At 64.4% G+C, this 24,449-nt stretch carries 22 protein-coding genes; 10 read left to right on the forward strand and 12 right to left on the reverse strand.

Going from position 1 to position 24,449, the window contains the following annotated elements; genetic code table 11:
- The first annotated feature begins 129 nt into the window (after positions 1 to 129).
- A complete protein-coding gene (gene yghU, locus HU230_RS05040; protein WP_176532639.1) occupies positions 130 to 1,008 on the forward strand; it encodes a glutathione-dependent disulfide-bond oxidoreductase in 879 nt (292 codons plus the stop codon).
- A 100-nt stretch (positions 1,009 to 1,108) separates the two neighbouring features.
- Here yghU and HU230_RS05045 read toward each other — a convergent pair whose 3' ends face one another.
- The 4 genes from HU230_RS05045 to HU230_RS05060 all read right to left on the reverse strand — a co-directional run bounded on the left by HU230_RS05045 (position 1,109) and on the right by HU230_RS05060 (position 4,061).
- Positions 1,109 to 1,384, reverse strand: a complete 276-nt coding sequence (locus tag HU230_RS05045; protein WP_176532638.1) for a GNAT family N-acetyltransferase — start codon at positions 1,382 to 1,384, stop codon at positions 1,109 to 1,111.
- A gap of 9 nt (positions 1,385 to 1,393) precedes the next feature.
- Positions 1,394 to 2,011 carry a flavin reductase family protein gene (locus HU230_RS05050; RefSeq protein ID WP_176532637.1) on the reverse strand — a complete coding sequence of 206 codons (618 nt, stop codon included), beginning with the start codon at positions 2,009 to 2,011 and terminating at the stop codon, positions 1,394 to 1,396.
- 144 nt (positions 2,012 to 2,155) lie between these two features.
- A complete protein-coding gene (locus tag HU230_RS05055) occupies positions 2,156 to 3,430 on the reverse strand; it encodes an acyl-CoA dehydrogenase family protein (protein ID WP_176532636.1) in 1,275 nt (424 codons plus the stop codon).
- Between the two features lie 253 nt (positions 3,431 to 3,683).
- Positions 3,684 to 4,061 carry a VOC family protein gene (locus tag HU230_RS05060; protein ID WP_176532635.1) on the reverse strand — a complete coding sequence of 126 codons (378 nt, stop codon included), beginning with the start codon at positions 4,059 to 4,061 and terminating at the stop codon, positions 3,684 to 3,686.
- 495 nt (positions 4,062 to 4,556) lie between these two features.
- On the opposite strand from HU230_RS05060, the gene HU230_RS05065 reads away from it, so the two are divergent.
- The gene (locus HU230_RS05065; protein ID WP_176528479.1) at positions 4,557 to 5,585 is read left to right on the forward strand and encodes an IS110 family RNA-guided transposase; all 1,029 of its coding nucleotides are present in this window, start codon (positions 4,557 to 4,559) and stop codon (positions 5,583 to 5,585) included.
- Positions 5,586 to 5,897: 312 nt separating this feature from the next.
- Here HU230_RS05065 and HU230_RS05070 read toward each other — a convergent pair whose 3' ends face one another.
- On the reverse strand, positions 5,898 to 6,680 hold the full coding sequence (locus HU230_RS05070; RefSeq protein ID WP_050626170.1) for an SDR family NAD(P)-dependent oxidoreductase: 783 nt from the start codon (positions 6,678 to 6,680) through the stop codon (positions 5,898 to 5,900).
- A 177-nt stretch (positions 6,681 to 6,857) separates the two neighbouring features.
- On the opposite strand from HU230_RS05070, the gene HU230_RS05075 reads away from it, so the two are divergent.
- Genes HU230_RS05075 through HU230_RS05085 form a run of 3 tightly spaced genes read left to right on the forward strand, consistent with a single transcriptional unit; the run spans position 6,858 to position 9,064 of the window.
- Positions 6,858 to 7,652 (forward strand): enoyl-CoA hydratase/isomerase, encoded by a 795-nt coding sequence (locus HU230_RS05075; protein ID WP_176532634.1) that lies wholly within the window; start codon positions 6,858 to 6,860, stop codon positions 7,650 to 7,652.
- Positions 7,649 to 8,632 (forward strand): phosphotransferase family protein, encoded by a 984-nt coding sequence (locus HU230_RS05080; RefSeq protein ID WP_176532633.1) that lies wholly within the window; start codon positions 7,649 to 7,651, stop codon positions 8,630 to 8,632. The genes HU230_RS05075 and HU230_RS05080 overlap by 4 nt, the downstream gene beginning before the upstream one ends.
- Before the next feature lie 60 nt (positions 8,633 to 8,692).
- Positions 8,693 to 9,064 (forward strand): DUF6285 domain-containing protein, encoded by a 372-nt coding sequence (locus HU230_RS05085; RefSeq protein WP_176532632.1) that lies wholly within the window; start codon positions 8,693 to 8,695, stop codon positions 9,062 to 9,064.
- Positions 9,065 to 9,211: 147 nt separating this feature from the next.
- Here HU230_RS05085 and HU230_RS05090 read toward each other — a convergent pair whose 3' ends face one another.
- Entirely contained in the window at positions 9,212 to 9,991 is a 780-nt protein-coding gene (locus HU230_RS05090; RefSeq protein WP_176532631.1) for an enoyl-CoA hydratase-related protein, read from the reverse strand.
- Positions 9,992 to 10,211: 220 nt separating this feature from the next.
- Between HU230_RS05090 and HU230_RS05095 the strand changes: the two genes are divergently transcribed.
- Positions 10,212 to 11,486, forward strand: a complete 1,275-nt coding sequence (locus tag HU230_RS05095; protein WP_176532630.1) for an acyl-CoA dehydrogenase family protein — start codon at positions 10,212 to 10,214, stop codon at positions 11,484 to 11,486.
- Between the two features lie 26 nt (positions 11,487 to 11,512).
- A complete protein-coding gene (locus tag HU230_RS05100) occupies positions 11,513 to 11,986 on the forward strand; it encodes a GFA family protein (RefSeq protein WP_176532629.1) in 474 nt (157 codons plus the stop codon).
- Between the two features lie 53 nt (positions 11,987 to 12,039).
- Here HU230_RS05100 and HU230_RS05105 read toward each other — a convergent pair whose 3' ends face one another.
- A complete protein-coding gene (locus HU230_RS05105; RefSeq protein ID WP_176532628.1) occupies positions 12,040 to 13,620 on the reverse strand; it encodes a fatty acid--CoA ligase in 1,581 nt (526 codons plus the stop codon).
- Between the two features lie 236 nt (positions 13,621 to 13,856).
- Entirely contained in the window at positions 13,857 to 14,732 is an 876-nt protein-coding gene (locus HU230_RS05110) for an SDR family oxidoreductase (protein WP_176532627.1), read from the reverse strand.
- 101 nt (positions 14,733 to 14,833) lie between these two features.
- On the opposite strand from HU230_RS05110, the gene HU230_RS05115 reads away from it, so the two are divergent.
- From HU230_RS05115 to ppc, 3 genes are all read left to right on the forward strand, one after another.
- A complete protein-coding gene (locus HU230_RS05115; protein WP_176532626.1) occupies positions 14,834 to 15,646 on the forward strand; it encodes a crotonase/enoyl-CoA hydratase family protein in 813 nt (270 codons plus the stop codon).
- A 124-nt stretch (positions 15,647 to 15,770) separates the two neighbouring features.
- Positions 15,771 to 17,315, forward strand: a complete 1,545-nt coding sequence (locus HU230_RS05120) for an acyl-CoA synthetase (RefSeq protein WP_176532625.1) — start codon at positions 15,771 to 15,773, stop codon at positions 17,313 to 17,315.
- A 238-nt stretch (positions 17,316 to 17,553) separates the two neighbouring features.
- Positions 17,554 to 20,361, forward strand: coding sequence for a phosphoenolpyruvate carboxylase (gene ppc, locus HU230_RS05125; protein ID WP_176532624.1), 2,808 nt, complete (start codon positions 17,554 to 17,556; stop codon positions 20,359 to 20,361).
- A 45-nt stretch (positions 20,362 to 20,406) separates the two neighbouring features.
- On the opposite strand, the gene HU230_RS05130 is transcribed toward ppc, so the two are convergent.
- From HU230_RS05130 to HU230_RS05145, 4 genes are all read right to left on the reverse strand, one after another.
- Positions 20,407 to 21,519: an SMP-30/gluconolactonase/LRE family protein gene (locus HU230_RS05130; protein WP_176532623.1), complete on the reverse strand. Its 1,113-nt coding sequence runs from the start codon at positions 21,517 to 21,519 to the stop codon at positions 20,407 to 20,409.
- Positions 21,520 to 21,679: 160 nt separating this feature from the next.
- Positions 21,680 to 22,594 (reverse strand): SDR family oxidoreductase, encoded by a 915-nt coding sequence (locus HU230_RS05135; protein WP_028338734.1) that lies wholly within the window; start codon positions 22,592 to 22,594, stop codon positions 21,680 to 21,682.
- A gap of 109 nt (positions 22,595 to 22,703) precedes the next feature.
- Positions 22,704 to 23,843, reverse strand: a complete 1,140-nt coding sequence (locus HU230_RS05140; RefSeq protein WP_176532622.1) for a thiolase C-terminal domain-containing protein — start codon at positions 23,841 to 23,843, stop codon at positions 22,704 to 22,706.
- A gap of 4 nt (positions 23,844 to 23,847) precedes the next feature.
- On the reverse strand, positions 23,848 to 24,261 hold the full coding sequence (locus HU230_RS05145) for a Zn-ribbon domain-containing OB-fold protein (protein ID WP_176532621.1): 414 nt from the start codon (positions 24,259 to 24,261) through the stop codon (positions 23,848 to 23,850).
- Positions 24,262 to 24,449: the final 188 nt, after the last annotated feature.

The raw sequence follows: 24,449 nt of genomic DNA on the forward strand, positions 1-24,449 counted from the left end.
TTCCGCAAGGTAGAAAATGCGATCCAACGGGGCTGGGCAAAGCCGGGCGAGCCCACCATCTAGTGCGGGCATGCGGATGGGCGCGGCGGTCGCCGCACCGTGGAAAAACGGAAACCGGGAGCCAACGACGTGACTGACACCTCTGCCTACGAGCCGCCGAAGGTCTGGACCTGGAACAAGGAGAGCGGCGGACGCTTCGCCAGCATCAACCGGCCGATCGCGGGGCCCACCCACGACAAGGAGCTGCCGGTCGGCCGTCATCCGCTGCAGCTCTACTCGCTGGCGACACCGAACGGCGTCAAGGTCACCGTGATGCTGGAGGAGCTGCTTGCGGCGGGCCACAAGGGCGCGGAATACGACGCCTGGCTGATCAAGATCGACGGCAACCAGTTCGGCAGCGGCTTCGTTGCGGTCAATCCGAACTCGAAGATCCCGGCGCTGATGGACCGCAGCGGGCCCGAGCCGATCCGGGTGTTCGAGTCAGGGTCGATCCTGGTCTATCTCGCGGAAAAGTTCGGCGCGTTCCTGCCCACTGACGTGAAGACCCGCGCGGAAACCTTCTCGTGGTTGTTCTGGCAGATGGGCTCGGCGCCTTATCTCGGCGGCGGCTTCGGGCACTTCTATGCCTATGCGCCGACCAAGATCGAATACGCCATCGATCGTTTTGCGATGGAGGTGAAGCGCCAGCTCGACGTGCTCGACCGCAGGCTCGCCGACAACGAATATCTCGCGGGCGACGTCTACACCATCGCCGACATGGCGGTGTGGCCGTGGTACGGCAGCCTTGCCAAGGGCCTGCTCTATGGCGGCGGCGAATTCCTCTCGGTGCAGGATTACAAGAACGTGCAGCGCTGGACCGACGCGATCGCGGCACGGCCCGCGGTGAAGCGCGGCCGCATGGTCAACCGCACCTGGGGCGAGCCGTCGAGCCAGCTCCACGAGCGCCATGACGCCGGCGATTTCGAAACCAGGACGCAGGACAAGATCGGCGAGCCGGCGGCCTCGTAGCGTTGCAGCTTGCAGGGCGGATTACCCAAGCGTAATCCGCCGTCATGCCCCGACAGATCGGCGGGTTACGCTGCGCTAACCCGCTCTGCGCATCGGCGCGTCACCCCAGCAGATCGTCATACTCCGGATGCTTCTTCATGAAGCCCTGGATGAACTCGCACTTCACGACGAGCTTGATGCCCTGAGCGCGGACCGCATCGAGCGTCGCGCGGGCGAGTTTTGAGCCGATGCCGCGGCCGCCGAGCTCCGGGGGCACCTCGGTGTGAACCAGTGTGATCGTATCCGGCGTCTTGCGGTAGACCACGAAGGCGGTAGCGCCATCGACTTCGAGTTCGAACCGGCTCTGTGCCGGATTGTCGCGGAATGCTTCGCTCATTGTCTTGTCCTATTTGTTCTTTGCGCCCTCGGCCGCGGGAAACACCACGCGGTCGTCGGTGCGGCAGTAGCGGTCCGCGAACATGCGGCCGATCGGATGGTAGCGCTCCATGTGAACGCGCATCGCGTCACGGTCCCACAATTCGTCGCGGATGTGGAAATGGATGCCTTCTCCCATGATCAGCTGGCGATCGCCGTTGACGTCGATCAGCTTCCAGGTCTTGCACTCCATCGCGAAAGGCGCGTCGGCAAGCCGGGGCACCGCGATCCTGCTTGAGGGCGCGAGCTTCAGGCCGAGATAGTCGGGCTCACCGATCTCGGGCGGGAAATCGCCCGAAGTCTCGTGCATCGCGCGCGCCAGTGGTTCGTCGGTGAGATTGACCACGAACTCGCCCAGGCGCTGGATATTGACCAGCGTGTCCTTCTCGCGGCCGTCGGGCCTTCGGTTGACCGCGAACATGCAGAGCGGCGGGTCCTCGCAGAACACGTTGAAGAACGAGAACGGCGCCGCGTTGACCACGCCTTCCGTGCCGAGGCTCGTCACCCAGGCGATCGGCCGCGGCAGCACGAAGGAGGTCAGCACCTTGTAGCGTTCGCGCTGGCTGAGGTCGCTTGGGGAATATTCCATGGGGTGTCCGAAAACGTAGGGCGGGTTAGCGAAGCGTAACCCGCCGCGAGCGGGCAAGAAAGTAAAAGGCGGGTTACGCTTGCGCTAACCCGCCCTACGATTCCGCTTGTTCGTCTCCCCGCACGCGGGGAGGAGACGACAAGCTTACGTCATGCTCAGCTCGTGGCGGCCGACCACCATCCAGTGCACCTCGTCCGGACCGTCGGCGAAGCGCAGATGGCGGACGTCCTGGTACATTTCGCCAAGCGGGGACCACTGCGAGATGCCGGTGGCACCGTGCATCTGGATCGCCTGGTCGATCACCTTGCAGGCGCGCTCGGGGACCATGGCCTTGACCATCGAGACCCAGACGCGGGCTTCCTTGTTGCCGAGCACGTCCATCGCCTTGGCGGCCTTCAACACCATCAACCGCATCGCTTCGATCTCGCAGCGGGCCTGGGCAATGATCTGCATGTTGCCGCCGAGATGGGCGATCTTCTTGCCGAACGCTTCGCGGGTGAGACCGCGCTGCACCATCATGTCGAGCGCCTTCTCGGCCTTGCCGATGGTGCGCATGCAATGATGGATGCGGCCAGGGCCAAGGCGGACCTGCGAGATCTCGAAGCCGCGGCCTTCGCCGAGCAGCATGTTCTCCTTCGGCACCTTCACATTGTTGAAGCGCAGATGCATGTGGCCGCGCGGCGCATGGTCATGGCCGAACACGTGCATCGGGCCGAGGATCTCGACGCCGGGGGTGTCGATCGGCACCAGGATCTGCGACTGCTGCTTGCTCGGCGCCGCGTCGGGATTGGTCTTCACCATCACGATCATGATCTTGCAGCGCGGGTCGCCGGCGCCGGAGATGTAATACTTCTCGCCGTTGATCACCCACTCGTCGCCGACCAGCTTTGCGGTGGTCGAGATGTTCTTGGCATCGGAGGAGGCGACGTTCGGCTCGGTCATCGCATAGGCCGACCGGATCTCGCCGTTCAGCAGCGGCTTCAGCCACTTCTCCTTCTGCGCCTTGGTGCCGACCCGCTCCAGCACCTCCATGTTGCCGGTGTCGGGCGCCGAGCAGTTCATGGTCTCGGAGGCCAGCGGGCTCTTGCCGAACTCGGCGGCGATATAGGCGTAGTCGAGGTTGTTGAGGCCGTCGCCGGTTTCGGCGTCGGGCAGGAAGAAGTTCCAGAGACCGACTTCCTTTGCCTTGTCCTTGGCCTTCTGCAGGATCGCGAGCTGCTCGTCCGTGAAGCTCCAGCGGTCGGTCTTCTTCTCGCCGGCGCGATAGAACTCGACCGACATCGGGTCGACCGTGTCGCGGATGAACTGCTTCACATGGTCGTAGAGCGGACGGACCTTTTCCGACATGCGGAGGTCGTTGAGCTCGTCGCCAGGATTGAGCGTGTAGTTCGTGGTGCGCGGCACATAGGCATGCTTCATTGTCGTTTCTCCCGTCGCGAAGGCGCGTTTCGCGGCGGACAATAAACGCGTGCGGCGCGAAGCGCGAGCACCGATTTTCCGATCACCCCTACCGCATCGCGGAATATCGCGATGGCGTTTCAAACGTTGTTTGAACGCCGTCTTTCCACACACTCGTCATGCACGGCCTTGTGCCGGGCATCCAAGTTTTGTCTTCCACATAACGAAGACGTGGATGGCCGGGACAAGCCCGGCCATGACGAGCGGATGCCGGTTAGATCATCCGATGCATTGCGCAGATCTTGTTGCCGTCGAGGTCGCGCAGATAGGCGAGGTAGAGCTTGATGCCGCTGCCTTCCCGCACGCCCGGCGGGTCCTCGCAGGTCTTGCCGCCATTGGCGATGCCGGCCGCGTGCCAAGCCTCGACCTGCTCCGGCGAAGAGCAGGCAAAGCCGATCGTGCCGCCATTGGCGTGCGTCGCCGGTTCGCCGTTGATCGGCTTGGAAACCATGAAAATGCCGGCCTTGGTGAGGTACATAATGCGGTGACCGTCGACCCGGGCCGGCCGGACATCGAGCGTGCCGAGCAGCGCATCATAAAACGCCTTGGCCTTGTCCAGATCGTTGGTGCCAACCATCACGTGTGAAAACATCTGAAATATCCTCCCTGTTGTTGACCAAAGCCGCTTTGTTGCGTGCTTGCCGCTCGAACGCTTAGCAGCAGTTTTGCCGCGACGGAAGCGACGCTGCATCGCGCTGCGCACTCTCCTTTCGTCATTCCGGGGCGTGCGAAGCACGAGCCCGAAATCCATTCATCCACCTTTTGCTCGGGGCCCATGGGTGCGATCGGCACCCGGCATTCCCTGCGCCCTCTGTTCAATCAGAGGAGTAAGTTAACCTAAGACTCGGACGCGCCAGCGCCGCGAGGATGCGGATGTATGATTCAATTTGGCACCACATATTCGATGTCGTCCCGGGCAAGCGCAGCGCGACCCGGGACCCATAACCACCGTTGCTCATTGCGTTACGACGCTGTGGCCCCAGCTTGCTTCAACAACGGCGTCCTGTGGTTGATGGTGTGGACGGCCCCCTACGGCATCAGTGTGCCAGAATGAGGTTGTTGTAAATCTCAGACAAGGAGACCGTCCGTGAGAGAGATTATCCGTATTGGGATGGATACGTCGAAGCATATTTTTGTGCTGCATGGAGTTGACGCGGCGGAACAGCCGGTGTTGCGCAAGAAGCTGTCGCGCAAGCAGGTGCTTGAGTTTTTTGCCAAGCTTCCGCCGACCGTGATCGGGATGGAGGCCTGCGGGGCGGCTCATTACTGGGGGCGCGAGCTTGGCAAGCTTGGCCATGAGGTGAAGCTGATAGCGCCGCAGTTGGTGAAGCCTTATGTGCTGCGGAACAAGAACGACGGGCGAGATGCGGATGGGGTGTGCGAAGCGATGGGCCGACCGCGGATGCGGTTTGTGCCGGTGAAGAGCGCCGAACAGCAGGCCGCGCTGATGCTTGCAGGTGTCCGCGATGGGCTGATCGGCCGCCGTACCCAGCTCAGCAATGCGATCCGCGGCTACGCGGCGGAGTTTGGCCTGATCGCGCCGAAGGGGTTGGACAAGATCGAGCCGCTGTTGGCCCGGATCACGCAGGACGAGAGCGTTCCCGCTATGGCGCGCGAGCTGTTCGCCATGCAGGGCCGTGACTATGCGCAGTTGCAGGGTGAGCTGAAGGCGGTCGAGGCCAGGCTGCTGGCCTGGCACCAGGCCAACGCCACAAGCCGTCGTCTGGCCCAGATCCCCTCGGTCGGTCCGATCATCGCGACCTCGCTTGTGATGAAGACGCCGGACCCGCACGCCTTCCGCTCCGGCCGCTTGTTCGCGGCCTGGCTCGGCCTGACGCCCAAGGACCATTCCACCGCCGGCAAAACCAGGCTCGGCAAGATCACCCGCGCTGGCGACGAGACCCTGCGTCGCCTGCTCGTGGCCGGGGCGACCGCGGTGATCCGGCAGGCAAGGCTCGGGCGCGGCCACCCCTCGCGCTGGCTCGTGGCGTTGCTCAGGCGCAAGCCGCCGAAGCTTGCGGCCGTGGCGCTCGCCAACAAGGTGGCCCGCATCGCCTGGAAGCTGATGGCGACCGGCGAGAGCTATGATGCCGCACGCATGAACGCTGTCACCTAACAGGTCGGCCGGCCGGACGTAGCGCTCGCCGGACGAACCGGAGCTGCAAGAGCAGATGGAATGATCGATCGATCCAGAACGCGAGACAAGCCGCGGGACCCATTGGCCTTCACAAGGTCGCCAGGTTGTTTGGCACTCGCGTCGCGGAAACCATCTTGGCCCAGCGATCAACACGATCGCATCAAACAGGCCGGACATATGGATGACAGCGATCCGACCAATCCCAGAAAGCTCTTGTGCCACGGGGGCCGTCCACATATGGGTCCCGGCCTTCGCCGGGACGACGGCGGTGAATGTGGCGGCCGCAGAAACTCAAAACGCCGTGTACCCACCGTCGATCACGAAGCAATCCGCCGTATGATAGGACGACGCCTTGCTCATGAGGTAGACGGCGATGCCGCCGAAATCGCTCGGCTCGCCGAAGCGGCGTACCGGGATGCGCGGCATCACGTTGGCGACGAACTTGTCGTTGGCCATGATGCCGGCGGTCATGTCGCTCTTGATCCAGCCGGGCAGGATCGCGTTCGCGGTGACGCCGTGGCGAGCGAGTTCGACGGCGAGCGCGCGGCACAGCGCGTTCAGCGCGGCCTTGGTGCCGGCATAGTGCTCGTTGCGCGCGGTGCCGAACAGCGAGGCGAGGCTCGAGGTCGCGACGAGACGGCCGAACTTGTCACCGGCCTCGGACCGCTCGGTCATGTGGCGTGCCGCAGCCTGGAATACGTGGAACACGCCGTCGAGATTGGTTGCGAACATCCGTCGCCATTCCTCCTCGGTGCGGTCGATGAAGGAGCGGCGTCCGCCGCCGCCGATGCCGGCATTGGCGAAGCAGCCGTCGACGCGGCCGAAGGTGTCGAGCGTCGCCTTCATCGCGGTCTTGACCGAGCCGGGATCGCTGACGTCGCAGAATTGGGTGGCGACCTTGCCGGGGCCGGCCTTCATCGAGGCGGCGGCGTTGGCGTTTTTTTCCGCGTTGCGGCCCCAGATCGCGACGTTGCAGCCGGCAGCGTTGAGCGCCTGCGCGATGCCGAGGCCGATTCCGCCATTGCCGCCGGTGATGACAGCGACGCGGCCGGTGAGATCGAAGATGCCACTCATTGGGGTTTCCATTTGGTTTGGTGCGCGCTAATCACGCGTTCACGGATGGGCTTGCCGTCGACCATGGACAAGCCCGGCACAAAAATCAAATATGGGTCCAAATATAGGTCGACCCATCGACCTACCGCGGTACCAACCGCCAAGACAACGTAAGCAAGACAACTTAAAGAGGAAACCATGCAGTTCAAGCACGTCACGCTCGACTTCGACGGATCGGTCGCGATCCTCAAACTCGACCATCAGGAAGTCATGAACGCAGTCTCGATCGACATGCTGGGCGGGCTTGCCGAGGCGCTCGATGCGATCGACGACAAGCGCGACGAGGTGCGCTGCCTGGTGATCACGGGCGCGGGCCGCGCCTTCTGTACCGGCGCCAATCTGCAGGGCCGCAACCAGCAGCAGAAGCCCGGCAGGAGCAACGCCGGCGCGGCGCTGGAGACCGCGTTCCATCCGTTCCTGCGCCGATTGCGTAAGCTGCACTGTCCGATCGTGACGGCGGTGAACGGCCCAGCCGCCGGCGCCGGGATGAGTTTTGCATTGATGGGCGACCTGATCCTGTGCGCGCGCTCGTCCTATTTCCTGCAGGCGTTCCGCCGCATCGGCCTTGTGCCGGATTGCGGTTCGACCTGGCTGCTGCCGCGGCTGATCGGCAAGGCGCGCTCGGTCGAGCTGTCGCTGCTCGGCGAACGGCTGCCGGCCGAGAAGGCGCTGGAATGGGGCCTCGTCAACCGCGTCTATGACGACGCCGCGCTGATGGAGGAAACCATGAAGCTTGCGCACGACCTCGCCAACGGCCCGACGATCGCGCTGTCGCTGATCCGCAAGCTCTATTGGGACAGCCCGGAAAACACTCTCGAAGATCAGCTCAATCTGGAATGCGAGTCGCAGCGGATTGCGGGCCGCGCCGAGGATTTCAAGGAAGGCGTCACCGCGTTTCTCGAGAAGCGGCCGGCGAAGTTCAAGGGCAAATGATCGAGACCGAACTCAGGCGCTGCGTCGCCGCGTTTCACCCGGGCGCGACCGGCGTCACCGGCGCCGCGAAGCTCTCCGGCGGCGCCAGCCAGGAGACCTGGACGTTCGACATCGTGCACCCGGACGGCAATGTCGGCGCGATCCTGCGCCGCGCGCCGCCGGGCTACGGTGCCGCGCCCGGCCGCGCCGCCGGCCTCGAGGCCGAGGCGACGCTGATGCAGCTCGCGCATGACGCGGGCCTGCCGTCGCCGAAGGTGATGCATGTGCTGACGCCGGAGGACGGCCTTGGCCGCGGCTTCATCATGGCCCGCGTCGAGGGCGAGACCATCGCGCGGAAAATTTTGCGCGACGAGGAATTCGCCAAGGCGCGGCCGATCCTGGCCCGTCAGCTCGGTCGCGTCATCGCCGGCATCCACAGCCTGCCGCAGGCCAAGCTGCCGAAGCTGCGCAGCCTGACCGCAACCAGGGAGATCGAGGATCTCTCCCGCGAGTATCACAGCTTCAACTGGCCGCGGCCGGTGTTCGAGCTGGCGCTGCGCTGGCTGCGCGATCACGATCCCGGGCCGTCGTCCGAGGTGACGCTGGTGCATGGCGATTTCCGCCACGGCAACCTGATCATCGGTCCCGACGGTGTGCGCGCGGTGCTCGACTGGGAGCTCGCGCATTTCGGCGATCCCATGGAGGACCTGGGCTGGATCTGCGTCAATTCCTGGCGCTTCGGCGAGATCGACAAGCCGGTCGGCGGTTTCGGCACCCGCGAGGATCTGTTCGCAGGCTATGAGGAAGCCGGCCGCAAGGCCGACCCCGACCGCGTGATGTTCTGGGAAGTGATGGGCACGCTGCGCTGGGGCGTGATGTGCTGCGGAATGATGCAGCGCTTCCGCGCCGGCCCCGATCATTCGATGGAGCGCGCGATGATCGGGCGCCGCGCATCGGAGACCGAGATCGATCTGTTGCGGTTGCTGGCTCCGCGCGCATGATCCCGAAAAGCGGCATCTGGTTTTCGGAATCGATCATGCGCAAAAAAGAGAGCAAATGACATGCAGGACGAACCGACACCCACCGAACTGATCAAGGCCGTCGCCGATTTCCTGCGCAACGAGATCGCGCCTGTAATCAAGGGCCACAACGGCTTCAAACTGCGCGTCGGCATCAATGCGCTCGATCTGGTGACCCGGCAGCTCGCGCTCGCGGAAGCCGGTGACGCGACGGAGGCCGCACGGCTGAAGGCGCTGCTCGGCGCCGACGGCACGCTGATGGAGCTGAACCGCGCGCTGTCGGAGAAGATCGCAAGCGGCGAGGTCGATCTGAACACTCCGGGCCTGCCGGAGCATCTCTGGCAGACCACGATGGACAAGCTCGCTGTCGATCAGCCGAACTACGCGTCCTACAAGAGGGAGTTGGGAAAGTAGGATTGGTAGAGCGCAAGCCATACCCATCACGACCCACGGATGACGCTGATGGGTATCGCTGCGCTCAATTGGCCGCAATGCATCCAACGTCGTCCCGGCCGAGTGCGCAATTGCGCACTCGGCCGGGACGACGAGTGGAGAGAGCAGCTACCGCCCGAGCCACTTCGGCGGGCGCTTCTCTGAAAACGCCTTCGGGCCTTCGATGTAATCCTGCGACGCGGCCATCGCCTTCACCGCGGGATACTCTCGCTGCTCGGTCATTGCCTGCTCGAGCGAGACTTCAAGGCCCTTCTGGATCGCCTGCTTGGAGGCGCGGATCGACATCGGCGAGTTCTTGGTGATGGTCTCGGCCCAGCGCTCGGCGGCGGCCAGCGCCTCGCCCTGCGGCACCACTTCATTGACGAAGCCGAGCTCGAGACCCTCCTTGGCGCTGACATGGCGCGCGGTCAGGATCATGCCCATGGCGCGCTTCAGCCCGATCTGGCGCGGCAAGCGGTGGACTCCGCCAGCGAGTGCCGCAAGGCCGACGCGCGGCTCGGGCAGGGCGAAGGTCGCATTCTCGGAGGCGATGATCAGGTCGCAGGCCAGCGCGATCTCGAACCCGCCGCCCATTGCGACGCCATTGACGGCGGCGATGATCGGCTTGTCGCAGTCGAAGCGGCTGGTCAGCCCGGCGAAGCCGCCCTTGTCCCAGCCGCGCTTGCCGCCGGCGGCCTGCCATTTCAGGTCGTTGCCGGCGCAGAACGCCTTGTCGCCGGCGCCGGTGACGATCGCGACCCACTGCTCGGGATCGGCGGAGAAGTCGTCGAACACCTTGTTGAGCTCGAAATGCGCGTCGATATGCAGCGCGTTGTAAACCTCGGGCCGCGACAGCGTCACGATGGTGATGGGACCCTTGCGCGTCACCTTGGAGAATTTCAGATCCATGTTTGCTCCCGTCGATTTTCTGCGGCGAAGAATATGGCTGATATCCTAACGCCTGCACCTCGTTCCGCGCCATCCAATTACGCAACGCGACCGCGCGTGCAAGCCTCGTCGGCCTGCTTGACTTGGCGGCGTGCTTCTCACCTTAATCGATCCGAACGCGCCTGTGCGATAGCGCCTAAACGCAAAACCAGAATCAACAAGATCTTCGGGAGTGACCGCCTTGGATTTCAATCTGCCGGCTGACCTGACAGCCTATCTCGCCGAGCTCGATCGCTTCATCGAACGCGAGGTCAAGCCGCTGGAAGCGGCTGACGACAACATCCGCTTCTTCGACCATCGCCGCGAATGGGCGCGCACCGATTTCGACAAGGGCGGCCTGCCGCGCCATGAATGGGAATTGCTGCTGCGCAAGGTCAAGAACCTGGCCGATGCAGCGGGTCATCTGCGCTTCGCGATCCCGAAACGTTACGGCGGCAAGGACGGCTCCAATCTTTGGATGGCTGTGATCCGCGAGCATTTTGCCTCGAAAGGTCTCGGCCTGCACAACGACCTGCAGAACGAGCACTCGATCGTCGGCAATCTTCCGCTGGTCACCATGCTCGACCGCTATGGAACCGACGAGCAGAAGGCGATGATCGACGGCTCGATCACCGGCAAGTACCGCATCACATTCGGTCTGACGGAACCCGAGCACGGCTCTGACGCCACGCACATGGAGACCAGGGCGGTGCAGGCCACCCGCGACAACGTCAAGGGCTGGATCATCAACGGCGAGAAGATGTGGACCACCGGCATGCACGTCGCCACGCACTGCGCGCTGTTTGCCCGCACTTCGGGCAATGACGGCGACCCGCGCGGCATCACCTGCTTCCTGGTGCCGGCGAAATCGGCGGGCGTGAAGGTCGAGGAGTATATGTGGACCTTCAACATGCCGACCGATCATCCGCGGGTCAGCTTCACTGACGTGTTCGTGCCTGAGGATGCGCAGTTCGGTGAGGTCGGCCGCGGCCTGTCGCTGGCGCAATGCTTCGTGCACGAGAACCGCATCCGCCAGGCGGCAAGCTCGCTCGGCGCTGCGGTCTATTGCATTAATGAAAGTGTGAAGTATGCCCGTGAGCGAAAACCGTTCGGCAAGGCGCTGGCGGAGAACCAGGCGATCCAGTGGCCGCTGGTCGAGCTCGCGACCCAGGCCGAGATGCTGCGGCTGTTGATCCGCAAGACCGCATGGGAGATGGACCAGCTGACCCAGGCGCAGGTCGAGCACACGCTGTCCGACCGGGTCTCGATGTGCAATTTCTGGGCAAACCGTCTGTGCTGCGAGGCCGCCGACCGCGCGATGCAGGTGCATGGCGGCATGGGCTATTCGCGGCACAAGCCGTTCGAGCACATCTATCGCCATCACCGCCGCTATCGCATCACCGAAGGCAGCGAGGAAATCCAGAAGCGTAAGGTGGCGGGCTTCCTGTTCGGCTACATGGGCGCCGGCAAGCATTGAGGCAATGACCGGGGAGGCGGCACGAGATGGAAGGTGGATGCACCTGCAGAAACATCCGCTACCGCCTCACCGGCAGGCCGTTGATCGTGCATGCCTGCCATTGCACATGGTGCCAGCGGGAGACCGGCACCGTGCACGCACTCAATGCGATGTACGAGGCCGAGCGGGTCGAGCACATCGCGGCCGAGCCCAAGATCGTGGACACGCCATCGGCGAGCGGCAAGGGGCAGAAGATTGCCCGCTGCCCGCGCTGCAAGGTCGCGGTCTGGAGCAATTATCCGGGCGCTGGGCCGGCGGTGCGCTTCGTCCGCGTCGGCACGCTGGATGATCCGAGCCTGTGCCCGCCCGATGTCCACATCTTCACGTCGTCCAAGCAGCCCTGGGTCACATTCCCGCCGGGCGCCAAGGTGTTCGCCGAATATTACGATCGGAGAGACATCTGGCCGGAGGAAGCGCAGGAGCGCTGGCGCGTCCTGCGGGAGAGGATGAAGAAAGCTTGATGAGCGCTTCTCTTCCGTCGTCGTCCCGGCCTTCGCCGGGACGGCAGGGGAGGTTAGTTCACCTGCCGGTCCTTGCCCGCCCAATACGGTTCACGCAGGCTCCGCCGCAAAATCTTGCCCGACGGGTTGCGCGGCAGCGCGGGGATGAAGTCCACCGATTTCGGCGTCTTGTAGCCGGCAATCCGCTCGCGGGTGAAGTTGATGATGTCGGTGGCCGTCGCGCTTTTGCCCGGCTTCATCACCACCACCGCCTTCACCGCCTCGCCCCATTTGTCGTCGGGAATGCCGATCACGGCGGCTTCCGCGACGTCCGGGTGATCGCACAGCGCGCTCTCGACTTCGGCCGGGTAGATGTTCTCGCCGCCGGAGATGATCATGTCCTTGATGCGGTCGTGGATGTAGAGATAGCCGTCACTGTCCATGTAGCCGGCATCGCCGGTGCGCAGCCAGCCGTCGCTATCGATGGTGCGCGCGGTGGCCTCGGGCAGATTCCAGTAGCCGGCCATATTGGAGCCGGAGCGAGTGGCGATCTCGCCGACTTGGCCCGGCGGCAGCGGCTTGCCATCCGGATCGAGGATCGCAAGCTCGATGCCGGGCAGCGCCTTGCCGGCGGAGCGCATGCGGTCGAGCCCCTCGACATGATCCTCCGGCGGCAGCGCGACGATGGTCCCGGTGGTCTCGGTCATGCCGTACATCTGCACGAAGCCGCATTTGAAGACCTCGATGCACTCCTTCAGCAGCGCCGCCGGAATCGGCGAGGCGCCATAAAGCATGTACTTCAAACGGGAAAAGTCGACCTGCCGCGCGCGCGGCTGCCGCACCACGAACTGCATCGCGGCCGGCACCATGAACAGCTTGGTGATGCCGGACTGCTCGAAGAAGTCGAGCACCTTGGTCGGGTCGAACTCGCGCGCGATCACGCCGCGAGCGCCATGATAGAGCCCCATCACGCCCCAGCCGGAGCCGCCGATGTGGAAGATCGGCATCGCGACCAGCGAAACGTCGTCGGTGGTCCACCGGTTCCATTCCGGCTTTTCGGCCTCGTTGCCGCTCTGCACCAGATTGAGGAAATTGGCGTGCGACAGCATCGCGCCCTTCGGCTTGCCCGTGGTGCCCGAGGTATAGAGCTGGATCGCGATGTCTTTCGGCTCGATCGCGATGCATGGGTCGTCGCCGCTCTGCGCGTCGCGCCAGGCGAGATAGTCGGGCCATTCCGGCGCCCCGCCGTCGGTCGTGATGATGGTGCGGACGCTGGGTAGCTTGTCCCTGATGCTGCGCGCCTGCGTGATGAATTCGGGGCCGACGAACAGGACGGGTGCCTTGCAGTCGTCGACGATGAAGGCGACCTCGGGGCCGGCGAGGCGCCAGTTCACCGGCGCCATCACCACGCCGGCTTTCATCGCGCCCATCAGCAATTCAAAATAGAAGTCGCTGTTCTTGCCGAGATAGGCGATCCGCTCGCCTTTCTTGATGTCCATCGCGATCAGCGCGTTGGCGACGCGGTTGGTCTTGATGTCGAACTCGGCGAAGGAGGTCTGCCGGCCCTCGAACTCATAGGCCAGCGCATCGCCGCGGCTGCTGGCGCGGTCGCGCACCATGTCGGCAAGGTTGCTCAGTTTCGGCGCGTCGGACATGTTTCCCCCGTGACGTCTTGTTTTGGTTGCGCGGAGTGTGGCGGCATCGCGCGGGAAAAACAATACGGAGGAAGTGGCCGCGCTATTTCTCGTCCCGGCGAAGGCCGGGACCCCTAACCACGAATGCAATTGTGGCGCGACGCTGGGACCCCAGCGAGCTCAACGGTGCGGAGCGATGGCTATGGGTCCCGGTCTTCGCCGGGACGACTATGGTGGTTGAGGCGCAAGCGCGGGCTTCAGCCCCGCGCCGCGCGATCCTTCTCGTTCTGGGCCTTGATCGACTCGCGCGCCTTGGTCCAGTCGTCGTCGCTCCAGTCGCGGAGTTGATAGAAATTGCCGCCCATCGCGAGCGCCTGCGCGCCGTCCATGGCGATGGTCTCGCCGTTGATCCAGTCGCAGCCGCCGGAGATCAGGAACACCGCAAGGTTCTGCAACTCCTCCATGGTGCCGACCCGGCCCATCGGGTTCATCGCCTTGGTCCGCGCGCCGGCCTCGTCGCCGGGCTTGATGCGCTTGCTCATGCCCTCGGTCGGGATCTCGCCAGGCGCGATGGTGTTGAGGCGGATGCCGTGGCGGCCCCATTCGACCGCAAGCGACATGGTCATGGCATGGATCGCCGACTTGCTCATCGCCGACGGTACCACGTAGGGCGAGCCGTTGCGCACCCAGGTCACGGTGATCGACACCACATTGCCGCGATGCCCGCCGGCGATCCAGCGCCGGCCCACCGCGTGCGTCACATAGAAGGTGCCGTGCATCACGATGTTAGCCACTGCATCGAACCCTCGCGCGGAGAGCTCTTCCGAGCGCGAGATGAAGTTGCCGGCAGCGTTGTTGATCAGATCGGTGAGGGGACCGCTGGTGGTCCAGATCGCCTCGATCATCTCGTCGACCGCCATCGCATTGCGGATATCGACGCCGTGGCTGACCACGCGCCCGCCATGCTCGGCCATCAACTCGGTGGCGGTTTCGTCGCAGACGCTCTTGCGGCGGCCGCAGATATGCACCTCGGCCCCGAGCTGCAGGAACCGCGAGGCCATGGCCTTGCCGAGGCCGGTGCCACCACCGGTTACCAGTATGCGCCGCCCGGCAAGAAGCTGATCAGAGAACATCGTTTCCTCCACGGGGGTTGTCAGTTAATTGGTCGATTGACTAAAAGCGGACAACGGCCTTTGTGTAAAGCGCCAACTCAGGGAACAAAGCGGAGGGAATGATGGAAGATCGCGTTTCGATATCGATTTCAGACGGTATCGCCGATGTCCGCCTGGTGCGGGCGGACAAGATGAACGCGCTCGATGCCGCGATGTTCGAGGCATTGGTCGGCGCAACCGACCGGCTTTCCAAGGAAAAAGCCGTCCGGGTGGTCGTGCTCTCCGGCGAGGGACGGGCCTTCTGCGCCGGCCTGGACATGGGCCGGTTCGCTGCCATGAAGGACGGCGGTAACGGAGTGCCGGGCGGCGAGAACCGCGACCTCACGATCCGCACCCATGGCAAAGCCAATTTCGCGCAGCAGGCGGTCTGGGGCTGGCGCCAGCTTCCGGTGCCCGTGATCGCCGCGGTCCATGGCGTCGCGTTCGGCGGCGGCTTCCAGCTCGCGCTCGGCACCGACATGCGCTTCCTGTCGCGAGATGCGCGGATGTCGATCATGGAGATCAAATGGGGCCTCGTCCCCGACATGGCCGGCACGCCGATCCTCGCGAGCCTCGTGCGCGACGATATCCTGCGCGAGCTCACCTTTACCGGCCGGATCTTCTCGGCGCAGGAAGCCCAGAGCTACGGCCTCGCCACCCGAGTCTGCGACGATCCGCGCGCCGCCGCGCTCGAGGTCGCGCGCGAGATCGCCGGCAAGAGCCCGGATGCGATCCGTGCTGCGAAGCGGATGCTGAACAATCTGTCGGTCGATCCGGCCGCCGCGCTGCTTGCGGAATCCGTCGAGCAGCAGAAGTTGCTCGGCAGTCCGAACCAGACCGAATCCGTGCGCGCCAATCTGGAGAAGCGCGCGCCAAGGTTTGCGGATGCGGGGTAGCGACCGCCGCGTCATTCCGGGGCGATGCGCGGCATCGAACCCGGAATCTCGAGATTCCGGGTCTGGTCCTTCGGACCATCCCGGAATGACCGCGTAACCCGACGAGAGATCGGATCAAGACAAAATGGAAACGTCCCAACCCTTCCTTGGCATGATCAGCGGCGGTCGCCGTCGCGATCACGCTGCGGTCGCCGAGCGCACCGATCGCATTGCGAGCGGCCTGAACAAGCTCGGCGTCAAGCCGGGCGACAGCGTCTGCATGCTGATGCGCAACGACATCGCCTTCATCGAGGCGGCCTACGCGGCGATGCGGCTCGGCGCCTATGGCGTGCCGATCAACTGGCACTTCAAGCCGGAGGAGATCAACTACGTGCTGACGGATTCCGGCACGCGCGTCCTGATCGGCCATGCCGACATGCTGCACCCGCTACGCGGCGCGATCCCAGCCGATGTCACCGTGCTCAGCGTGCCGACGCCCCCGGAAATCCTCGCCAACTACAAGATCAATCCCGATCACCTCGCGACGCCGGATTTCGCGATCGATTTCGAATCCTGGCTGGCGCAGTTCCCGCGCTATGACGGCCCTGTGGTGCCGCAGCCGCAGAACATGATCTACACCTCGGGCACGACAGGCCATCCGAAGGGCGTGCGCCGCTTCGCGCCGACGCCGGAGCAGACCGCCAATGCGGAAGCGATGCGCGGGATGATCTACGGCCTGAGGCCGGGAGCGCGCGCGATCCTGCCGGGACCGCTCTACCATTCGGCGCCCAATTCCTTCGGGCTGCGTTCCGGCAAGCTCGGCGGCGCGCTGGTGCTGATGCCGCGTTTCGACGCGGAGGAATTTCTGCAGCTGATCGAGCGCGAGAAGATCGACACCATCTTCATGGTGCCGACGATGTTCATCCGCCTGATGAAGCTGCCGGAGGAGGTGCGCCGGAAGTACGACATGTCGTCGCTGCGCCACATCATCCATGCCGCCGCGCCCTGTCCGCCCGACGTCAAGCGCGCCATGATCGAATGGTGGGGACCGGTGATCTACGAATTCTACGGCTCGACCGAGTCAGGTGCGGTGACGTTCGCTAATTCCGAGGACGCGCTGAAGAAGCCCGGCACGGTCGGAAAGATCTCGCCCGGCGCCGAGCTTCGCTTCATCGGCGACGACGGCAAGGAGGTGCCGCAGGGGCAGATCGGCGAGATCTACTCGCGGATCGCAGGCAATCCCGATTTCACCTATCACAACAAGTCCGAGAAACGCGCCGAGATCGACCGGCAGGGATTCATCACCTCGGGCGACGTCGGCTATATCGACGCGGACGGCTACGTCTTCATCTGCGACCGCAAGCGCGACATGGTGATATCAGGCGGCGTCAACATCTATCCGGCCGAGATCGAGGCCGTGCTGCATGCGGTGCCCGGCGTACATGATTGCGCGGTGTTCGGCATTCCCGACGCCGAGTTCGGCGAAGCGCTGATGGCGGTGGTCGAGCCGCAGCCCGGCGTCACGCTCGACATCGCCTCCGTCCGCGGCCAGCTCAAGACCGCGCTCGCCGACTACAAGGTGCCCAAGCACATCGAGATCCAGACCAATTTGCCGCGGGAGGATTCCGGAAAAATCTTCAAGCGCCGGCTGCGCGATCCGTATTGGGAACGGGCGGGGCGGAGGATCTAGGGCCGCAAACTTGCTGTCGTCCCCGGCAAGCGAAGCGCGACCCGTTACCTATAACCACCGATTTCCCCGTTGCGCGAGCTGCGGCCCCGTCTGATGCCAACCTCGGATATCGGTGGTTATGGTTCCCTGCTTTCGCAGGGACGCCGGCCGAGTGTGCACCGCTTCCAAGTTCATCTTGCGCTGCGGCAAAAAAAGCGCACACTCGGGAGGAACCCGGCAGCCTCTGGAGTAGCCCGCCATGTCACCCCAGACCATGCCTTCCGACACCGACATCGGTGCCAGGAGTGCCGCAGAAGCCAGTCTCCTTGAGAAGGCGGCACAAGAGGAGGATGCACGGCTCCGGAACGACATCCGGCTCCTGGGGCGCGTGCTGGGCGACACCGTGCGCGACCAGGAAGGGGCCGACGTGTTCGACCTGGTCGAGCGCATCCGCCAGACCTCGGTCCGGTTCCATCGCGACGAGGACAAGCTGGCGCGGCGCGAACTGGAAGGCATCCTCGACGGCATGTCGATTGCCGAGACGCTGCAGATCGTCCGCGCCTTCAGCTATTTCTCCCACCTCGCCAACATTGCCGAGGACCAGAACAACATTCGCCAGATGCGCAGCCGCGGCCCCAGCGGGGCGCCGCGGCCGAGCACGCTGGAGCAGACGCTGGTCCATGCCCGCCAGGCCGGCATCAGCCCGGCCGACCTGCGCAGCTTCTTCAAGAACGCGCTGGTCAGCCCGGTATTGACCGCGCATCCGACCGAGGTGCGCCGCAAGAGCACGATGGACCGCGAGATGGAGATCGCCCACCTGCTCGACCGCCGCGAGCGGCTGCAGATGACGCCGGAGGAGAGCGAAGCCAGCGATGAACAGCTGCGCCGCGCGGTCGTGACGCTGTGGCAGACCAATCTGCTCCGCCGGACCAAGCTGACCGTGCTCGACGAGGTCGCCAACGGCCTGTCGTTCTACGATTACACCTTCCTGCAGGAAGTCCCGCGCGTGCATTGCGCACTGGAGGACCGCCTGAACAACGAAGGCGGCGAGGCGGGCGAACTCGCCTCGTTCCTCCGGATGGGAAGCTGGATCGGCGGCGACCGCGACGGCAATCCGTTCGTCACTGCGGAGGTGATGCGCGGCACGCTGCGGCTGCAGTCGAGCCGGGTCCTCAGCTTCTATCTCGAACAGCTGCATACGCTCGGCGCCGAGCTGTCGCTCGCGGCACATCTCGCCGACATCTCGGACGAATTGCGCATCCTCGCCGAGCGCTCGCCCGACACCTCTCCGCATCGGAGCGGCGAGCCGTATCGTCTGGCGGTATCCGGCATCTATGCCCGGCTCGCGGCGACCGCCATGCGGCTCGAGGTCGAGACCACGCGGCCGCCGGTCGGCAAGGCCGAACCCTATGCGAGCGTGAATGAGTTCCAGGCCGATCTCGACGTGCTCAATCGCTCGCTGATCGCGAACAATTCGGGCGTGATCGCGCGCGGCCGGCTGCGGCAGTTGCGGCGCGCGGTGGATTGCTTCGGCTTCCATCTGGCGCGGCTCGACATCCGCCAGAACTCGGCGGTGCATGAACGCACCATCGCCGAGCTGCTCGACACCGCAAATCCCGGCATGTCCTATCTGGCGCTCGGCGAGGACGCGCGCGTCAGCCTGCTGCTCGGCGAATTGCGCAACGCGCGGCCGCTGGCCTCGCCCTTCGTCAAATATTCCGAGGAGACCCAGAGCGAGCTCGCCGTGTTTCGCGCCGCGGCCGAGGCGCATGCCAAGTTCGGCCCGGAGGTGATCCCCCAGTGCATCATCTCGATGTGCAAGGGCATGTCGGACATGCTCGAGGTGGCGGTGCTGCTGAAGGAGGTCGGGCTGGTCAATCCGTCCGGCCGCAGCGCCATCAACATCGTGCCGCTGTTCGAGACCATCGAGGATCTGCAGGCCTCGAGCGGCATCATGGACCGCATGCTGGTGCTGCACGACTATCGCAAGCTCGTCGACAGCCTCGGCAGCGTGCAGGAGGTGATGCTCGGCTATTCCGACAGCAACAAGGATGGCGGCTTCGTCACCTCGGGCTGGGAGCTCTACAAGGCCGAGATCGGCCTCGTCGAGGTGTTCGAGCGCCACGGCGTGCGGCTGCGCCTGTTCCACGGCCGCGGCGGTTCGGTTGGCCGCGGCGGCGGCCCGAGCTATGATGCGATCATCGCGCAGCCCGGCGGCGCGGTGAACGGCCAGATCCGCATCACCGAGCAGGGCGAGATCATCTCCTCGAAATATTCCAATGCCGAGGTCGGTCGCAGCAATCTGGAGATTCTCGCGGCGGCAACGCTCGAGACCAGCCTGTTGCAGCCGCGGCAGAGCGCGCCACGCCGCGAATATCTCAAGGCGATGGAGGAAATTTCCGCGCTCGCGTTCAAGGCTTATCGCGGTCTCGTCTATGAGACCGAAGGCTTCGCCGACTATTTCTGGGGCTCGACCGTCATCAACGAGATCGCGACCTTGAACATCGGCAGCCGTCCGGCCTCGCGCAAGAAGACCCGCGAGATCGAGGACCTGCGCGCCATTCCCTGGGTGTTCTCCTGGGCGCAATGCCGGCTGATGCTGCCGGGCTGGTATGGCTTCGGCAGCGCCGTCGAGACCTGGATTGCCGAGCATCCCGAGCAAGGCATGCCGTTCCTGCAGGAGCTCTACAGGGAATGGCCGTTCTTCCGGACGCTGCTCTCCAACATGGACATGGTGCTGGCGAAGAGCTCGATCGCGATCGCCTCGCGCTATGCTGAGCTGGTGCCCGACGTCGCGCTGCGCGAGAAGATCTTCGGCCAGATCCGCCGCGAGTGGCATCTTGCGATCGAGACGCTGCTCGACATCATGGGCCACGACCGGCTGCTGCAGGGCAACCCGCTGCTGGAACGCGGCATCCGCAACCGCTTCCCCTATCTCGACCCGCTCAACCACGTGCAGGTGGAGCTGTTGAAGGAGCACCGCGCGCAGAACCCGGACGAGCAGGTGCTGCGCGGGATTCAGATCACGATCAACGGGATCTCGGCCGGGTTGCGGAATAGCGGCTAGCCACAGTGTCGTCCCGGCGAAAGCAGGGACGACAGCGTGTTTACCTCAGCAATTATGCGCGCCTCTGGTCTCGACATAGACCGCGTAGAGCGACTGGCTTGCGGTCATGAACAGGCGGCTGCGCTTCTTGCCGCCGAAGGTGAGGTTGGCGCAGGTCTCCGGCAGCAGGATCTGGCCGATGCGCGCACCGTCGGGCGCGAACACCTGCACGCCGTCATAGCCCGGTCCGACCCAGCCGGCGCCGACCCAGATGTTGCCGTCGATGTCGACACGCATGCCGTCGGGGAAGCCTGACTTGCCGTCCAGCGTCATGTCGATCAGCGTGCGCGGGTTGGAGAGCTTGTCGCCGTTGAGGTCGTACTGCCAGACGATGTTCTTGGCGTTCGGATAGTGCGTGATGCCGGTGTCGCAGACATAGACCTTCTTGTAGTCGTGGCTGAAGGCGATGCCGTTCGGCTTGAACGGTTCGTCGGCAACCTTGGTGATCTGCCCGGTCGCGGCGTCGATGCGGTAGACAGCCTCCTTCTGGTAGGGCTGGTTCGAGCCGGTGTTGGCGCGCTGGCCCTCGTAGATCGAGACCGCGCCGTAGCCGGGATCGGTGAACCAGATCGACTTGTCGTTGGGATGCACGACCATGTCGTTCGGCCCGTTGAGCTGCTTGCCATTGGCCTGCTCCGCCAACGAGGTGACGGTTCCGTCGTGCTCGTAACGCACCAGCCGCGTGCGCTCCGCCGTGATCTGGCGGCCTTCGAAATCGAAGGTCGAGCCGTTGGCCTCGTTCGACGGCTTGTGGAACTGCTCGGAGATGTGGCCGTCATCGTCGAGATAACGCAACTGCCGGTTGGCCGGGATATCGCTCCACACCAGATACTGGCCCTGCGCGTTCCAGGCCGGACCTTCCGCCCAGAGGCAGCCGGTGTACAGCCGCTTGATCGCGGTGTTGCCGACCTTGGCCTTGAAGCGCTTGTCGTCGATCACGACGATATCCGGATCGGGATAGCGCTGCGGCTCCGCGTTGCGGCCGAAGTCGCGCGCTGCAGCATCGGATGCAGCCATCGCAGTTGCAGCAAGCGCGGTTGCGCCGCGCAAGATGGTTCGACGGTCGAACGCCTTCGCGCCGTCGCTCTCGTGTTGTTCAGTGTTGTTTGGATTTGTCACGAAAGTCCTCCCAGGCTTTTTGTTATCGGGAGAACGATCATGTGCCCGCAATTCGGGCACAATGCGGGCGCGCTATGAAGAGACTACCAAAGAGTGTGTCGCCCCGGCCTCGTGCGCGATTGCGCACGGCGTTCGCCGAGGCGACTTTTTCATAAACCTGTCAGATCGGATCCCAGGTGAAGACGTCGGCCGAGCGGTCGAGCTTGGCGAAAGATCCCTTCAGCGCCGGCATGCCGTGTTCGGCAATGGTCTCGGGCGTCCAGCCTTCGCCGCGATGAACCGAGCGCACCGGACGATGCTGGCCGAACAGGAAGATCTCGTTCATGCGCACGCCGAAGATCTGCCCGGTGACGTCCTTGGCGGCGTCCGAGAGCAGATACGCGCAGACCGGCGCGATCTTCTCCGGGCCCATCTGCTTGATCTTCTCGACGCGCGCCTTCTCGGCGTCGGTCTCGGTCGGGATGGTGCCGATCATGCGGGTCCAGGCGAACGGCGACACGCAGTTCGAGCGTACGTTGAAGCGGCCCATGTCGAGCGCGATCGATTTCGACAGGCCGACGATGCCGAGCTTGGCGGCGGCGTAGTTGGCCTGGCCGTAATTGCCGATCAGGCCGGAGGTCGAGGTGAAGTGCACGAACGAGCCTGATTCCTGCTCGCGGTAGATACGCGCCGCGGCGTGGCTGACATAGAACGAGCCCATCAGATGCACCTTGATGACGGCCTCGAAGGCTTCCACGCTCATCTTGTGGAAGATCATGTCGCGCAGGATGCCGGCATTGTTGACGACGCCGTCGAGCCGGCCGAAATGATCGGTCGCGGTCTTCACGATCTTGCTGGCGGGAATGGCCTCCGCCACCGACTCGAAATTGGCGACGGCGGTACCGCCGCGCTTCTTGATCTCCTCGACCACTTCCTCGGCGGGCGCCGCGCTCGAGCCGCCACCGTCGGCCGCGCCGCCGGGATCGTTGACCACGACCTTGGCGCCTTCCGCCGCGCAGAGCAGCGCAATTTCGCGGCCGATGCCGCGGCCCGCGCCGGTGACGATGATGACTTTGTCCTGCAGTGATTTTGCCATGTGGGTTCTCCTTGTTGCTGTCCGTCATTCCGGGATGGTGCGAAGCACCAGACCCGGAATCTCGAGATTCCGGGTTCGCGCTTTGCGCGCCCCGGAATGACGGATTGGGTTACTTCTCGTTCGTAAAGATGATCGTGCCACTCGCGGCGAACATGCCGCCGACGCCGTGGCAGACCGAGATCTTCGCATTCGGCACCTGCGCCGGCGCGATGCCGCGCATCTGCCGCACGCTCTCCTGCAATGCGTACATGCCGTACATGCCGGAGTGCATGTAGCTCAGCCCGCCGCCATTGGTGTTGAGCGGCAGCTTGCCGCCGGGTCGGGTGTTGCCGTCGGCGATGAACTTGCCGGTTTCCTCATGCGGCATGAAGCCGAGATCGCCGAGGCCGTAGAGCGGCAGATGCGCGAAGGCGTCGTAGATCATCAGGTGGTCGACGTCCTTATGGGCGATGCCGGCCTCCTTGAAGGCGAGCGGGCCCGCCACCTTGAAGGCGCGCGATGAGTCAAATGTCTTCATCTGGCTGACCATCGGCGTTTCCACGCTCTCGCCGGTGCCGAGGATGTAGACCGGCTTTTGCGGGAAATCCTTGGCGCGATCGGCCGAGGTGAGGATCAGCGCGCCGCCGCCGTCGGTGACGAGGCAGCATTGCAAGAGCCGGAACGGATAGGCGATCATCCGCGAGTTCAGCACGTCGGCGACCGTGATCGGATCCTTCATAGTCGCGCGCGGATTCTTCGCCGCCCATTCGCGCTGCACGACGGCGACCATCGCGAGCTGCTCATGCGTGATGCCGTGCGTCTTCATGTAGCGCAGTACCGGAATCGGGAACATGCTCGGCGGTCCGTACACGCCAAATGGTGACTCGAACTGGCCGTTCAGGCTGTCGGGTGCGGTAAAGCGCGGCTGCTTGCCGATCATCGACTTGCCGCTCTCGGCATGCGTGATCAGCACGGTCTTGCAAAGGCCGGCCTCGATCGCCGCGGCGGCATGGCGGACATGCAGCATGAAGGAGCAGCCGCCGACCGAAGTGCCGTCGACCCAGGTCGGGGTGATGCCGAGATAGTGCGCCATCTGCTGCGGGGTCTCGACCGCGGTGGCGAAGCCGTCGATGTCGGACAGTTTCAGGCCGGCATCCGCGATCGCATTCAGCGCCGCGTCCGCGTGCAGCTGGATCTGCGACATGTTCGGGATGACCCCGAGTTCGGTGGTTTCGGCCGCACCGACGACGGCAACCTGGTTCCTGCGCATTGCGTTACCCCTTTGCCGGGCGGAACAAAGGAAGGGTGATCTTGTCGTCGAGTGCCTCGAAGGCCACCTCGAGCTTCATGTCGAGCTCGAGCGCTTCCGGCGTCTGCGGACAATCGATGATGTTGCTCATCATGCGCGGACCTTCGTCGAGTTCGACGATGGCGATCGCGTAAGGCGGCGTGAAGCCGGGGGCGGCGGGACGATGGTTGATGACGTAGCTGTAGAGCTTGCCCTTGCCGGTAGCCTTGAAGACGGAGACCTTGCGCGAGGCGCAGTAGGGGCAGAACGGCCGCGGCGGAAAGTAGACATTGGCGCAGGCGTCACAGCGCTGCAGGCGCAGCTCGCCGGCCTTGGTGCCGTCCCAGAAATGCTGGGTCTCAGGTGTCGGTTTTGGTTTCGCGCGCGCGGGCTCGGCCATGTCGGATGTCTCCTCCCGAAATCGTTACAGTCTTGATGCGCCATCGGACCAACGGCCGTCAACGGTCCATCCATGCCCCGCGCAGCGGCCTGTGTCCCGCGCATGCCGCATATTCCGCCCCTCGCACAATTGCTAAGGCCGCGATGCTTGTGTCGCTCCGGTCCGGCGCGTAGAAGGGCCGCGGTCCA

It is taken from the genome of Bradyrhizobium quebecense, from assembly GCF_013373795.3.
GTDB classification, from domain to species: Bacteria; Pseudomonadota; Alphaproteobacteria; order Rhizobiales; family Xanthobacteraceae; genus Bradyrhizobium; species Bradyrhizobium quebecense.